Source organism: Streptomyces sp. ERV7 (assembly GCF_001653515.1).
In the GTDB taxonomy this organism is placed as follows: domain Bacteria; phylum Actinomycetota; class Actinomycetes; order Streptomycetales; family Streptomycetaceae; genus Streptomyces.
Genome location: NZ_LYOY01000040.1, coordinates 1,263,468 through 1,277,263, shown reverse-complemented (window position 1 = coordinate 1,277,263; position 13,796 = coordinate 1,263,468). Strand labels below are relative to the sequence as shown.

Here is a 13,796-nt window from a genome sequence, read left to right as displayed (position 1 = left end):
CGCCCGTAGGGTGGGCCGGTGGGCATCAGCCAGGTCCTGCGGGCCGATACGAGCAGGGACTCAGCCGCCTCGCCACCGCGCGGAAGGTGGCTGCGGCCGCAGTGGCGCGTGCCGGCGGTCGTGACCCTGGCGGTCCTTCCGCTGTACGCGGTGTGGGCGCTGTTCCTCGCGACCGGTGGCGGCGACCTCGCGGCCCAGCTCGCCTGGGCCGGCTTCGCCGCCCGGCACCCGGGCTCGGCGTACAACCTGTCCTGGTACGGCGGCGCGCACACCGCCAACTACAGCCTGCTGACGCCCTGGCTGATGGCGGCGTTCGGGGTGCGCACGGTGTCGGTCGCCGCGGGCCTCTGCGGTACGTGGCTGATGGCCCTGCTCTTCGTACGGGCACCGGGCTCGCGGCGACCGACGTATCGGTTGGATTCGCCGTATCGGTGGCCGTGGGGCGGCGATTCGGGCGCGGGTGCCTGCGGCTGAGCGGGGCCCTCCGGGGCTGCGGGTTCTTCGGCTGCGGGCCGGTGGGGGCTGGTCGCGCAGTTCCCCGCGCCCCTTCTTGCCCGGTGTCCATCTGCGGGCCCGTGGGGGCTTGTCGCGCAGTTCCCCGCGCCCCTAAAACCCCGGTCGATCCGCGGACCGTACGTGGCTGGTCGCGCAGTTCCCCGCGCCCCTTAGGTAACTCGCCCGTCGCGCCCACCCGGCGGAGCCGCACAACGTCACAGCCCCGCGCCCCTCAGGCAACCCGCCCGTCGCGCCCACCCGGCGCAGCCGCACGACGTCACTCCCCCGCGCCCTGTGCCTCCCGGTAGTTCGCCGCTGTCTTTGCCGGGTCGTAGTTCGGGGGGACGCCGTCCACCAGGATCAGGTCGCCGGGGATGTGGTTCGTGCGGAGGGGGAGCAGGGACTGGTAGGGGGCCGAGTCGTACCAGGAGCGCGCCTCCCGCATGCTCGGGAAGCCGACCATGACCAGGGCTCCCGGCCAGGTGCCCTCCCGTACCTCCACCGTCGTTCCGTGGACCAGGAAGTGGCCGCCGAAGGGAGCGAAGGTCTCCTGGATGCGCTCCATGTAGACGAAGACCTCCTCGGGGACGGGGCCGTCGGTCGGGCGCAGGTGGGCTATGGCGTATGCGGTCATGACGGACTCCCGGTCAGTGATCCCGAGCGGTGCGCCCGATCGGCGCTTCCGCACGGTGCTTCCGTTCGGCGTTTCCGAGCGGATGCCTTGATCCTGCCGGGGACGGCCGGGGCGGTCGATTACCCCTGGGGTAATCGACCGCCCCGGCCCCGGCCGACGGCTCAGATCGTCGCCGCGTCGATCACGAACCGGTACCGCACATCGCTCGCCAGTACCCGCTCGTACGCCTCGTTCACCTGGTCCGCGCGGATCAGCTCGATCTCCGCGCCCAGGCCGTGCTCGGCGCAGAAGTCCAGCATCTCCTGGGTCTCCGCGATGCCGCCGATCATCGAACCGGCCAGGATCTTGTTGCCGCCGATGAGGCCGAACATGTTGAGCGCGTTCGGCTCCTCGGGGGCGCCCACGTTCACCAGGGCGCCGCCCGGCTTCAGGAGCGAGAGGTAGGCGCCGAGGTCCAGCGGGGCCGAGACCGTCGAGACGATCAGGTCGAGGGAGCCCGCGAGCTTCGAGAAGGTCTCCGGGTCGCTGGTGGCGTGGAAGTGGTCGGCGCCCAGCTTCACGCCGTCCTCCTGCTTGCGCAGGGTCTGGCTGAGCACGGTCACCTCGGCGCCGAGCGCGTCCGCGATCTTGACGCCCATGTGGCCGAGCCCGCCGAGGCCCAGGATCGCGACCTTCTTGCCGGGGCCCGCCTGCCAGCGCTTGAGCGGCGAGTAGAGGGTGATCCCCGCGCACAGCAGCGGCGCGGCCACGTCGAGCGAGAGGCTGTCGGGGATGCGGACGGCGAAGCGCTCGCTGACGACGACGTGGGTGGAGTAGCCGCCGTAGGTGGGCTCGCCGTCGCGCCCGACGGCGTTGTACGTGCCGACGGCCTGGGCGCAGAACTGCTCCTGCCCGGCCGCGCACTGCGCGCACTCACCGCAGGAGTCGACGAAGCAGCCCACGCCGACCCGGTCGCCGACGGCGTACTGGGTGACGCCGGCGCCGACCTCGGTGATCACACCGGCGATCTCGTGGCCCGGGACCATCGGGAAGATGGCCTCGCCCCAGCCCTCGCGGGCCTGGTGGATGTCGGAGTGGCAGATGCCGGCGTACTTGATCTCGATCAGGATGTCGTGCGTGCCGACGGCGCGGCGCTCGATGGTGGTGCGCTCCAGCGGGGCCTTGGCGGCGGGGGCGGCGTAGGCGGCGACGGTGGTCATTGCCTTGACTCCTCGGGATTCTCGGGTACGCCGTCCACGGTGCCGCAGCCGCCGCCGGTCACCCAGCCCCCTGCTCTTCGTACGTCCGCCGTACGTACGTCCCCTGTGCGTACTACTGGCAGGGTCAGGCTCGCGGTCGTACGACGGCGGATACTTGGATGTCATGGACCAGCGTGTTGAACTCAGCGAATTCCTCCGCTCCCGCCGGGCCCGGCTCAAGCCCGGCGACGTGGGCCTGCCCGACTTCGGGCGGCACCGCCGGGTGCCGGGGCTGCGCCGGGAGGAGCTGGCCCAGCTCGCCGGGGTGTCGGTCGCGTACTACACCCGGCTCGAACAGGGGAACGGGCAGAACGTGTCGGCCGAGGTGCTCGACGCGATCGCGCGGGCGCTGCGGCTGACCGACGCCGAGCAGCAGCATCTGACGCATCTGGCGAAGCCGACGGCGACCAAGAAGAAGAAGGCCGGGCTCTCCCGGCAGGCGGCGGTGCGGCCGCAGCTGCGGCATCTGATCGACTCGATGGAGGCGGTCCCGGCGTACCTCCTGGGCCGTCGGCTCGACCTGCTGGCCTGGAACCGGATGGCCGCCGCGCTGATCGGCGACTTCGTCTCGCTCCCGGCGGAGGAGCGCAACTTCGCCCGCCACATCTTCCTCGACCCGACCGCCCGCGAGCGGTATCTGGAGTGGGAGGACAAGGCGGCCGAGGTGGTGGGCGTGCTGCGGCTGTGCGCGGGCTGCTACCCGGACGACCCGCTGCTCACCGCGCTGGTGGGCGAACTGTCGGTCAAGAGCGATGAGTTCCGTACGCTGTGGGCCGCCCACACCGTCCGCCAGAAGGGCCACGGCACCAAGCGGCTGCACCACCCGGTGGTGGGCGAGCTGACGCTGTCGTACGAGACGCTGAAGCTGCCCGAGGAGCACGATCTGTCGCTGGTGACGTACTACGCGGAGCCGGGCTCGCCGTCGGCGGACTCGCTGCGGCTGCTGGCGAGCTGGGCGGCCGCCCCGGACCCCTCCGGTCCCGGCGGCCGCCCGGCTCCCGTCACCCCGCCGACGCGCTCCCAGTAGCGGCCCGGGTCACGCCGCCGACACGTTCTCGGTGATCGTCACCTTCCCCTTGCGGATGACGGCGATGCGCGGGGCGCGGCGGGCCAGCGCGGTGTCGTGGGTGACCATGACGAAGGTCAGCTGGTGCTCCTTCCACAGGTCCTCCAGGACCTCCATGATCTCGTCGCGCATGCCCTCGTCGAGGTTGCCGGTGGGCTCGTCGGCGAGCAGCACCTTGGGGCGCTTGACGACCGCGCGGGCGATGGCGACGCGCTGCTGCTGACCGCCGGACAGCTCGCCGGGCAGATGGCCCAGGCGCTCGCCGAGGCCCACCGAGGCCAGCGCGTCGGCGGCGCGCTCGCGCCGGTCGGCGGCCGAGAGCCCGAGCGGGACGAGGGCGGTCTCGACGTTCTCCTGGGCGGTGAGGGTCGGGATCAGGTTGAAGCTCTGGAAGACGAAGCCGATGGACTCGGCGCGCACCTTGGTGAGCCGTGCCTCCGGCAGGCTCGCCAGGTCGACGCCGTCCAGGACGACGCTGCCTCCGGTGGGCCGGTCGAGGCCGCCGAGCATCTGGAGCAGGGTGGACTTGCCGCCGCCGGTGGGGCCCTGGATGACCAGGCGCCCGCCGTCCTCGATGGTCAGGTCGACTCCGGCGAGCGCGTCGATCGTGTCCTTGCCCCGCCGGTACCGCTTGGTGACGCCGCTGAGTTGATACATGGCTCGGGGTCGGTTCCTTTCGTACGTACGTGAGTGAGCGGTGCGCGGCGGCTAGGCGACGCGGCGCAGCGCGTCGGCCGGGCCCAGCCGGGAGGCGCGCCAGCCGCCGAAGGCGCCCGCGACGAGGCCGCCCGCGACGGCCAGGGCGACGGCGAGGCCGATGGTGGTGAGGGAGACCGGCGCGGTGAGCGCGATGTCGACGGCCTTGGCCGTGGTGCGGCGCCCGAAGCCACCGCCGCCCCCGCCGAAGCCGCCACCGCCACCGCCCAGCTTCGCGGTGAGCGTCGGGCTGATCGCGGTCACCGTATAGGCGCCCGCCAGGCCGAGGCCGATGCCCAGGATGCCGCCCATCAGACCGTTGACCAGGGCTTCTCCGACGACCTGGCGGGTGACCCGGCCGCTCTTCCAGCCGAGCGCCTTGAGCGTGCCGAACTCCCGCACCCGGCGGCTGACCGCCGACGAGGTGAGCAGCCCGGCCACCAGGAAGGCGGCGGCGAGCACGGCGATGGAGAGCCACTTGCCGACGCTGGAGGCGAGGTCGGCGGCGGTGGACAGGGAGCCGGAGACGGTGTCGGCGAGATCGGCCGAGGTGGTCACGGTGGTCCCGGAGACGTTCTTCTGGATGGCGGACTTCACCGTGGCGATCCGCTGCGAGTCGGCGGCCTTGACGTAGACCGTGGTGATCTTGCCCTTGGCGCCGGCGAGTGCCTGCGCCTGTGCGAGCGGCAGATAGACGTTGGCGGCGGCCTCCCCGCTGTCGGCCGTGGCGAGGCCGATGACCGTGTACTTGGCGCCGGAGACGGTGATGTCGCCGCCGGTGGCCAGCTTCTTCTCCTTGGCGTACGCGCTGTCGAGGACGGCGACCTTGGCGGCGCCCTCGTCGCCGCGGAAGGTACGGCCCGCGGTGATCTTGGAGGAGGAGAGCGGGCCGAGCCGCTGCTTGGCGACGTCCGTGCCGTACACGGTGAAGGAGTTGACGTCGAAGGAGGCGCCGCCGCCCTGCACCTCGCCCTGCGGGCCGCCCCCGCCGCCCTGGGCGCGCCGCTGCCCGCGGTACTGCTTGAACTCGCCCCGGGTGAACTCCCCGTCGACCTTCAGCACGGTCAGGTTGAGGCCGCCGACCGCGTCCGCCACCCCGCTCTGCCTGCCGACCTGGTCGACGGTGGACGACGCGAGGGTCTGGAAGCCCTGCACCATCACCCGGTCGCCGGACTGGCTCGTGCCGTCCCCGCTGCCCTTGGCGTCGAACCGGAAGCGCGGCCGGCCCTCCTGCGAACCGCCGGGCGGGGCCGCGGCCTTGGTGACCGTCATATCGGTGCCGAGCCCGTACAGCGACTGCAGGACCTTGCCCTGCGCCCGGGTCATCCCGGTCGACACCGAGCTGACCACGATGACCAGCGCGATGCCGAGGGCGAGGCCCGAGGCGACGACCAGCGCCGCCTTTCTGCGGCGGCGCAGCTCGCGCCGGAGGTAGGTGAAGAACATGGCGCGAAGCTAGGCGGGTGCGGTGATGGTGGGTTGAGGCCGCGATGAGAACGCCATGAGAACGCGAACGGCCGCGCCCGGAGAACCGGGCGCGGCCGCTTCGCGCGGACCGTACGGGATCAGACCGCCGAACCGGCCTTCCAGGCCGCCCAGCTCATGTTCCAGTCGCTGAAGCCGTTGTCGGGCGTGATGGTCTTGTCGCCGGTGTTCTTGACGACGACCACGTCACCCACGATCGAGTGGTCGTAGAACCAGGCACCCGAGGTGCCCGAGTCGCCCGCGCCCTTGGTGTCGGACAGACCGACGCAGCCGTGGCTGGTGTTGGCGCTGCCGAAGATGGACTTGGCGCCCCAGTAGTTGCCGTGGATGAAGGTGCCGGAGGCGGAGAGCCGCATCGCGTGCGGGACGTCCTTGATGTCGTACTCGCCCTTGCCGTCGCCGTCGGTGAAGCCGACGGTGGCGCCGTTCATCCGGGTCTCCTTGAACTTCTCGGAGATCACCATGGTGCCGTTGTACGTCTTGTGGTCGGGCGCGCCCGCCGAGATCGGGATCGTCTTGACGGTCCTGCCGTCCTGGGTGACGGTCATCTGGTGGGTCTTGGCGTCCACCGTGGAGACCTGGTTGCGGCCGATCTTGAAGGTGACCGTCTTCTCCTGCACGCCGGTGACACCCGGCTTGCCCTCGACGCCGTCCAGGTCGAGCTTCATGGTGACGGTCGAGCCGGACTTCCAGTAGTCCTGCGGGCGGAAGTCCAGGCGCTGCGCGCCGAACCAGTGGCCCACGACCTCCTGGCCGCTGCTGGACGTCACCGTGATGTGGGACTGGACGTCCTTCTTGTTGGCGATCGCCTTGTCGAAGGTCACCGACACGGGCATGCCCACGCCGACCGTGGAGCCGGACTCGGGCGTGAAGTTGCCGATGAAGCTGTTGGCGGGCGAGACCGTCGCGAACGAGGCGTTCTCGTGGGCCTCGCGGCCCTTCGCGTCCTGCGCGGTCGCCGTGATCTTGTACTTGGCGGAGCGCTTCAGCGCCTTGTCCGGCACCCAGCTCAGCCCGTCCGCGGAGATCTTGCCCGCGACCGGCGTGCCCTCGGCCGAGGTCATGACGACCGAGGTCAGCTTGCCGTCGGCGACGGAGACCTTGGTGTCGTTGTTGATGCCGACGTTGTCGGCGCCGTTCTTGGGCGTGATGGTGATCTTCGCGTCGGAGGTGTCCTTCTCGGCCGCCTTGTCGACCTGGGACTGCGACGTCTTCGAGGCGTCGGCGCCGCCCTTGTCCTTGCCGTCGTCGTTGCAGGCCGACAGCAGCAGTACGCCGCCGAGCACCGCGGACGCGGCCACGAGACCCTTGCGCCGCTTACTCTCCGTTATCACACGCTTCTCCATCGTTGCCGGTTCCCCAAGCCATCGACTGAACAACATAGCTACTGAGGCTGTGGTTCCTTTTCCGGAGGAGATGTGGGAAACGCCACCCGGGCCGGACAAACCGGCCCTGCGGCTCCTCGGACGTCACGGCCTCGGGCCGTCGACTCCGTCCTCCTCGTCGTCCTCATCTTCCTCGTCGAGGTCCCAGTCCTCGTCGTCGGGGTCGTACTCGATCTCCTCGCTGCTCCAAGAGGCCTGTGCGAGCTCGACCCCCGGCACCTGGGCGACCAGGTCGAAGGGATCGACCAGATACGCCAGGGCCTCCGCCTCGTCTTCCCTTACGGCGGACTCGGCATGCGCGCGTTCTTGGTCCGGAAGGAGCTCGTCCGCCGTGATGCGCTCCAGAGCTGCGCCCGTCAGCGCCTGCGGGTCGTCGATCTCCAGTACCAAATCCACCCGGAGACGGACATAGCGTGGTGTCTCTTCAGTCGTCATGCGTCGGAGCGTAGGGCTCGCGACCTCCGCGACTTTCCTGCGACCCGCTGCTTTCACTAGCATCGGCGGACACCACCAATTCGCCGTATCCACAAGGGGGATCGACTAGGTGTCCGTCGCTCGCCGGCCTCTGCTCACCGCCACCGCGGCAGGCTCGCTGCTCTGTGCTCTGTGGTTCGTCCCGTCCGCCAACGCCACGGACGGGAAGCCACAGTCGAACCCGGGCCACTCGACGGCCGCGGCCCCGGGCTCACAGGGCGATCTCGCCCTCGCCGACACGGGCACCGTGGACAAGTCCCCGTACCTCTTCGGCGGCACGGCCTTCCTGGGCCTGGGTGCCGGGTTCGTCGCCTTCTCGGTGCGGCGGGCGCGGCAGCAGTACTGAAGTACGCGTACGTGAAGGGGCGCCCGGGAAGTTCCCGGGCGCCCCTTCACACGTACGGCCCGGCTGTCAGGCCAGCGGACCGGTGACCGGCTCCACGGCCGCGACCAGCTCACCGCTGCGCACGAAGGCGTCGGCGGCGGCCAGGTCGGGGGCGAGGAAGCGGTCCGGGCCGGGGCCGCCGACACCGGCTTCCCGGGCGGCCTTGATGGCGGCCTGGGAGGCGGGCGCGGGGGTGAGGCCGTGGCGCAGCTCGATGCCGCGGGTCGCCGCGTACAGCTCGACGGCGATGATCCGGGTCAGGTTGTCGATCGCGGTCCGCAGCTTGCGGGCGGCCGACCAGCCCATGGAGACGTGGTCCTCCTGCATGGCGGAGGAGGGGATCGAGTCGACGGACGCCGGGACGGCCAGCCGCTTCATCTCGCTCACCAGGGCGGCCTGCGTGTACTGGGCGATCATCAGACCCGAGTCGACACCGGCGTCGTCCGCGAGGAACGGCGGCAGGCCGTGCGAGCGGTTCTTGTCGAGCAGCCGGTCGGTGCGGCGCTCGGCGATCGAGCCGAGGTCGGCGGCGGCGATCGCGAGGAAGTCCAGGACGTACGCGACCGGGGCACCGTGGAAGTTGCCGTTGGACTCGACGCGTCCGTCCGGCAGGACGACCGGGTTGTCGACGGCCGAGGCGAGCTCGCGCTCGGCGACGGTCAGGGCGTACGCGAGGGTGTCGCGGCCGGCGCCGGCGACCTGCGGGGCGCAGCGCACCGAGTACGCGTCCTGCACGCGCGGGGCCTCGTCCTGCTGGAAGTGCCCGGTCAGACCCGACCCCTTCAGCACGGCCAGCATGTTGGCGGCGGAGACGCCCTGGCCGGGGTGTGGGCGGATCGCGTGCAGCTCCGGGGCGAGCACCTTGGCCGTGCCGAGCAGCGCCTCCAGGGAGAGGGCGGCCGTGATGTCGGCGGAGGTGTAGAGCTTCTTCAGGTCCGCGAGGGCCATGACCAGCATGCCGAGCATGCCGTCGGTGCCGTTGAGGAGGGCCAGGCCCTCCTTCTCGCGCAGCACGACGGGCTCGATACCGGCCTCGGCGAGCAGCTCGCCGGCGGGCCGCACGACGCCGTCGGGGCCCTCCGCCTCACCCTCGCCCATCAGGGTCATGGCACAGTGCGAGAGCGGCGCGAGGTCGCCGGAGCAGCCGAGCGAGCCGTACTCGTGGACGACGGGGGTGATGCCCGCGTTGAGGATGTCCACCATGGTCTGGGCGACGGACGGGCGTACGCCGGTGTGCCCCGAGGCGACGGTCTTCAGCCGCAGGAACATCAGCGCGCGCACGACCTCGCGCTCCACGCGCGGGCCCATGCCGGCGGCGTGCGAGCGCACGATGTTGCGCTGGAGCTGGGCGCGCAGGTCCGGGCTGATGTGCCGGCTGGCGAGGGCGCCGAAGCCGGTGGAGACGCCGTACACCGGCTCCGGCTTGGCGGCGAGGGCGTCGACGATCTCGCGGGCTCTGGCGAGGGCGTCGAGGGCTTCGGCCGAGAGCTCGATCCGGGCGCCCTGACGGGCGACGGCGACGACGTCCTCCGGGGTCGTCCCGGACGTCCCCACCACGACAGTGTGCATATCCATATTCAGCAGCGTACGTATTGAATCGCCATGTGTCACTAGCCCCCGCCCCGCCCCTTCCCGTAAGCCCTCTGGCGGGCGGCCGGGTAGCGGGCCGGGGCCCACTGCCGGGGGCGCTGCCCCCGGACCCCTTGATTTATCCGCGGCTCCGGTGGGGGCTGGCCGCGCAGTTCCCCGCGCCCCCCCTCCCCCAGCTCCAACTCCCCTGCCCGCAGGCACAGTTCGGACGCCACGGCGACCACCTCGTCCGCCGCCGGCCCCACCGCGAGCAGACAGAACTCGTCGCCGCCGAGCCGCGCGGCCAGCGCCCCCGGCAGCATCGCCCCGCACAGGGACAGCACCGAGCCGAAGCGCTCCAGCAGCCGGTCCCCCACCGCGTGGCCCCGCGTGTCGTTCACCCGCTTCAGCCCGTTCAGGTCGCAGACGACCAGGCTCACCACCACCGCGTCCCGCCGGTGCGCCTCGACCGCCTCGTCCAGACGCACGTCCACCGCGCGCCGGTTGGCGAGGCCGGTCAGCGGATCGGTGAACGCGAGGCGGCGGACCTCCTCCAGACGTTCCGTCTGGGCGATCCCGGCCGCCGCCACCGACGCCAGCACCGTGGCGAAGTCCGCGTCGGACGCGTCGAAGACGGGCGCGCCCACCGGCCGGGCCACATACAGCTCGCCCCACGCCCGTCCGTGCAGCACGATCGGCGCGACCACACAGCAGCCGCGCCCGCGCCGGCGCAGGGCGGTGACCCGCTCGTGGCAGTAGCCGGCGGCGTCCCCGGGCCCGGCGGAGGCCGTCTCCACCCAGGCGTTGGGCTCGCCGCCGCCGGCCCACCGCTCGTGCAGGAACTCGGTGATCTCGGGAAACTGGTGCACCGGATACGTCTCGTCCTCGGGGAACTCCTCCTCCCCCTCGGCCCGTTCGCCCGAGTTCACCAGGACCCGCAGCCGCCCCAGCTCCCGCTCCCACGTGGAGAGAGCGGCGAAGTTCCCGGCGAGCGCGTCCCGCGCGCCGAGCGCCGCCGCCCGCCAGGACTCGCGCGGGGTGTGGGCCGCCGCCATGGCCTGCGCCAGCGACACCACGGCCCGCAGCCGTGCGTCCTCGGTCCCGCCGCCACCCTCGCCCTCACCGCGCATCCCTCCAGTTTAGGGAGGTTTGCCCGAGTTCGATCAGTTTGGCTGGGCCAATTCGATCAAGAACGTACGCGGCGGGCGGTGCGGACCGTCACTCGCCGGGCCACTGGGGCTTCCGCTTCTCGTTGAACGCCGCGACGCCCTCCGCCCGGTCCCCCGAGAACGCCACCGACCGCCACGCCGCGTCCTCGACCTCCAGGCCCGCCCGCAGGTCGAGGCCGTGCCCCAGGCGCATCGCCCGCTTGGCCGCGCGCAGCCCGACCGGTGAGTTCGCCGCGATCCGCCCGGCCAGCGCCAGCGCCTGGGTACGGTCCTCGCCCGCGTCCACGAGCACGTCGACCAGGTTCAGCTCGCGGGCCTCCGCCGCCTCCACCCGCCGTGCGGTGAAGACCAGTTCGGCGGCCCGGGCCGCGCCCACGCGCCGGGGCAGCAGCTGCGTACCGCCGCCGCCGGGGATGACGCCGACGGAGACCTCGGGCAGACCGACGACGGCCGTCGCGTCCGCCACGATCAGGTCGCAGGCGAGCGCCAGCTCGAACCCGCCGCCGAGCGCGAAGCCGTGCACCGCGGCCACGGTCGGCATGGGCAGATCGAGGACGCCGGTGTAGCAGGCCCGCGCGGTGGGGCGCTGGCGCACCAGCTCGGCGTCGGTGAAGGAGTTGCGCTCCTTGAGGTCGGCGCCCACGCAGAAGGCCCGCTCGTGGGTGGAGGTCAGCACGGTCGCGCGGACCTGCGGATCGGCCGCCAGCGCGTCGCACGCGGCGGCGATCGAGCGGGCCATCTCGCTGGAGACGGCGTTCATCGCCTTGGGCCGGTCCAGCACCAGCTCGGCCACGTGCCCGTGCCGCCGCACGCCCACGAACTCCCCGTACCGCTGCTCATCCGTGCCCATGAGAACCCTCCCGACGACGTTAACGAACGTTACGTCGGGATCTTAGGCAGGCACGTCAGCGCCCCGTAAGGGGCACGGGGAACCGCGCGGCCGGCCCAGGACGGCCCGCGGCCGAACGGCGATGCCTCCGGCGAAGCGCCTACGCGCCCCTGCGGTGCAGCATCCAGGGCTCGACCACGCCGAGGCCCCGCACCGGCCGCTGCCACATCGGCTGGAGCGCGAAGCGGTACTTGGGGGGCTCCTCGCCCTCCTTCTCCGCCTTCGCGGCCTCCTCCGCCGCCTGGGTCTCGGAGACCGGCGCGTCGCCGGTGCGCGCCAGCTCCTCCGCGAACGCGCCGTCCACCAGGACCGAGTCCTTGGGCGCTATCGAGGTGAGCCTGCTGGCCAGGTTCACGGTCGTGCCGAAGACATCGCCCATCCGGGTGGTGACCGTCCCGAACGCGATGCCCACGCGCAGCGCCGGCATCGTCTCGTCGTGGCCCATGGTCTCGATCAGCCGGAGCGATATCTCGGCCGCCGTACCCGCGTCGTCGGCGGCGAACAGGACCTCGTCGCCGAGGGTCTTGATGAGGCGGCCGCCGTGCGCGGCCACCAGGTCGGCGGCGGTCGTCTCGAAGGCCTCGACGAGCTCGCCGAGCTCCTCCTCCTCAAGCCGCCGGGTGAGCCGCGTGAACCCGACGAGGTCCGCGAAGCCGACGGCGAGCCGGCGGTCGACCATCTCCTCGTCGTCGGCGGCCTGCACCACCCGCCCGGTCGCGGCGGCCAGCTGGCGCCGCCACACATAGACGAGGAACTCCTCCAGCTCCGGCAGGAGCAGCTCGACCAGCGGGTATGTGACCTCCGTGCGGGTCATCCCGGGCTCGGGCGGCTCGGTCAGACCCTCCAGGAAGGAATCGATCTGCCATTCGGCCAGCCGGGCGGTGGTCTGCCCGGTGGAGCGGGCGACCTGGACCGCCATGGGCTCGCTGAGCAGCCCCGCCTCGACCAGACCGGCGAGGCGGCGCAGCGCCAGCACATCCGCCTCGGTGAGCGCCTTGGCCTGCCCGATGTCCGCGAACCCCATGGCCCGCCAGAACCGCGAGGCCAGCTCCATGGACACGCCCGCGGTCCGGGCGGCCTGGAACGGCGTGTACCGCCGGTCCGCGCCCAGGATCAGCTGTTCGAGCCGGATGGCGAGCGGATCGGCGGTGGGTTCGGCGGTGTGGTCCACGACGTGGTGCGGGGTCGGGTAGGCGGAGGGCCCCGGCTCGGAGGGGGGACCGCCACCCTCGCCGGACTGCGTGTCGTCGACGGTCACCAGCCGCCTCCTGCCCGTTCCCTGCGCACTTACCTGCCGATCTGTCGCTGGATCGGGCTCCACGATACGGCAGGTGTGCCGTAGCTCACGTCCTCGCACCCGTTGCCTTGTCACTCGAAGGCGGCGCGGTGGGCGAGAGAAGGTGCGCGAAGGAGCCCGGTGTGCTCCGCGTCAGCCCGCCGCCGGCCGCAGGTGGACGATGTCGCCCGCCGCCACGGGCTCGCGTCCGCCGCCCTCCGTGGCGAGCACGAGCCGCCCGTCCGCGTCCACCGCGACCGCCTCGCCGGTCAGGGCGCGGTCGCCCGGGAGCTCGGCGCGCACGGAACGGCCGAGCGTGGCGCAGCCCGCCGCGTACGTCTCCTGGAGCCGGGACGCCGCCGGGTCGCCACCCGTCTCGCGCCAGTCCACGTACCACTGCTCCAGGGAGCGCAGGACGGCCCGCAGCAGCGTCTCGCGGTCGGTGGAGACCGCGTCGGCCAGCAGCAGCGACCCGGCGGCGGGCACCGGGAGTTCGTCGGCGCGCAGGCTGACGTTGAGGCCGATGCCGACCACCACCGCGTCCTCGCCCGCCCGCTCGGCCAGGATCCCGCCCGCCTTGCGCTCCTCCCCGCCGACCTTCACCAGCAGGTCGTTGGGCCACTTCAGCGCCGTGTCGACGCCCGCGGCACGGGACAGGCCGGTGGCCACCGCCACGCCGGTGAGCAGCGGCAGCCAGCCCCAGCGGTCCACCGGGACGCCCGCGCCGGGCCGCAGCAGCACGGAGAAGAAGAGGCCCGAGCGGGCCGGCGCCGACCAGCTGCGGTCGAGGCGGCCGCGCCCGGCGGTCTGCTCCTCTGCGACCAGGACCGCGCCCTCGGGGAGCTCCTTGGCCCGGGCGGTCAGGTCGGAGTTGGTGGAGCCCGTCGCCTGGACCACGTCCAGGGAGGTCCACAGCGCGCCCGGCCGCACCAGGGCGTGGCGCAGGGCGGAGGCGTTCAGAGGAGGCCGGTCGAGGTCGGACCAGCGGCTTTCGGATGCGTCCTGGGGCGTCATACGAGCCAGGTTAGGCGCGTG

Annotated in this window: 12 protein-coding genes and 2 pseudogenes; 3 read left to right on the top strand and 11 right to left on the bottom strand. The window is 72.3% G+C overall.

The annotated features are described in order from the left end of the window. Window positions 1-108 precede the first annotated feature (108 nt). Window positions 109-405 (top strand): annotated as a pseudogene (locus A8W25_RS20405) (hypothetical protein); the annotation flags it as partial. A 367-nt stretch (window positions 406-772) separates the two neighbouring features. Here the strand turns inward: A8W25_RS20405 and A8W25_RS20400 are convergent. Together A8W25_RS20400 and A8W25_RS20395 are read right to left on the bottom strand one after the other, a co-directional pair. Beyond that, on the bottom strand, window positions 773-1,129 hold the full coding sequence (locus A8W25_RS20400; RefSeq protein ID WP_067163441.1) for a DUF1330 domain-containing protein: 357 nt from the start codon (window positions 1,127-1,129) through the stop codon (window positions 773-775). Window positions 1,130-1,290: 161 nt separating this feature from the next. After that, entirely contained in the window at window positions 1,291-2,328 is a 1,038-nt protein-coding gene (locus A8W25_RS20395; protein WP_067163439.1) for an NAD(P)-dependent alcohol dehydrogenase, read from the bottom strand. Window positions 2,329-2,491: 163 nt separating this feature from the next. Between A8W25_RS20395 and A8W25_RS20390 the strand changes: the two genes are divergently transcribed. Continuing rightward, a complete protein-coding gene (locus A8W25_RS20390) occupies window positions 2,492-3,394 on the top strand; it encodes a helix-turn-helix domain-containing protein (RefSeq protein ID WP_067163438.1) in 903 nt (300 codons plus the stop codon). Window positions 3,395-3,403: 9 nt separating this feature from the next. On the opposite strand, the gene A8W25_RS20385 is transcribed toward A8W25_RS20390, so the two are convergent. The 4 genes from A8W25_RS20385 to A8W25_RS20370 form a co-directional block, all read right to left on the bottom strand. Next, a complete protein-coding gene (locus tag A8W25_RS20385; protein ID WP_067163436.1) occupies window positions 3,404-4,090 on the bottom strand; it encodes an ABC transporter ATP-binding protein in 687 nt (228 codons plus the stop codon). Window positions 4,091-4,141: 51 nt separating this feature from the next. Continuing rightward, window positions 4,142-5,575 (bottom strand): ABC transporter permease, encoded by a 1,434-nt coding sequence (locus tag A8W25_RS20380; protein WP_067163434.1) that lies wholly within the window; start codon window positions 5,573-5,575, stop codon window positions 4,142-4,144. Window positions 5,576-5,694: 119 nt separating this feature from the next. Next, a complete protein-coding gene (locus A8W25_RS20375; RefSeq protein ID WP_067163432.1) occupies window positions 5,695-6,960 on the bottom strand; it encodes a L,D-transpeptidase in 1,266 nt (421 codons plus the stop codon). Between the two features lie 123 nt (window positions 6,961-7,083). Further along, window positions 7,084-7,434 (bottom strand): hypothetical protein, encoded by a 351-nt coding sequence (locus A8W25_RS20370; protein WP_067163430.1) that lies wholly within the window; start codon window positions 7,432-7,434, stop codon window positions 7,084-7,086. A gap of 109 nt (window positions 7,435-7,543) precedes the next feature. Between A8W25_RS20370 and A8W25_RS20365 the strand changes: the two genes are divergently transcribed. Beyond that, complete coding sequence (locus A8W25_RS20365) at window positions 7,544-7,819, top strand: hypothetical protein (RefSeq protein ID WP_067163428.1); 276 nt, start codon at window positions 7,544-7,546, stop codon at window positions 7,817-7,819. Window positions 7,820-7,885: 66 nt separating this feature from the next. Here A8W25_RS20365 and hutH read toward each other — a convergent pair whose 3' ends face one another. From hutH to A8W25_RS20340, 5 genes and pseudogenes are all read right to left on the bottom strand, one after another. After that, window positions 7,886-9,427, bottom strand: coding sequence for a histidine ammonia-lyase (gene hutH, locus A8W25_RS20360; RefSeq protein ID WP_067163426.1), 1,542 nt, complete (start codon window positions 9,425-9,427; stop codon window positions 7,886-7,888). A 185-nt stretch (window positions 9,428-9,612) separates the two neighbouring features. Continuing rightward, window positions 9,613-10,557, bottom strand: a pseudogene (locus tag A8W25_RS20355) (diguanylate cyclase domain-containing protein); the annotation flags it as partial. An 88-nt stretch (window positions 10,558-10,645) separates the two neighbouring features. Further along, the gene (locus A8W25_RS20350; protein ID WP_067163425.1) at window positions 10,646-11,446 is read right to left on the bottom strand and encodes an enoyl-CoA hydratase/isomerase family protein; all 801 of its coding nucleotides are present in this window, start codon (window positions 11,444-11,446) and stop codon (window positions 10,646-10,648) included. 139 nt (window positions 11,447-11,585) lie between these two features. Next, a complete protein-coding gene (locus A8W25_RS20345) occupies window positions 11,586-12,743 on the bottom strand; it encodes an adenylate/guanylate cyclase domain-containing protein (RefSeq protein ID WP_067163423.1) in 1,158 nt (385 codons plus the stop codon). A 171-nt stretch (window positions 12,744-12,914) separates the two neighbouring features. Further along, a complete protein-coding gene (locus A8W25_RS20340; RefSeq protein ID WP_067163422.1) occupies window positions 12,915-13,775 on the bottom strand; it encodes a biotin--[acetyl-CoA-carboxylase] ligase in 861 nt (286 codons plus the stop codon). Window positions 13,776-13,796 lie beyond the last annotated feature (21 nt).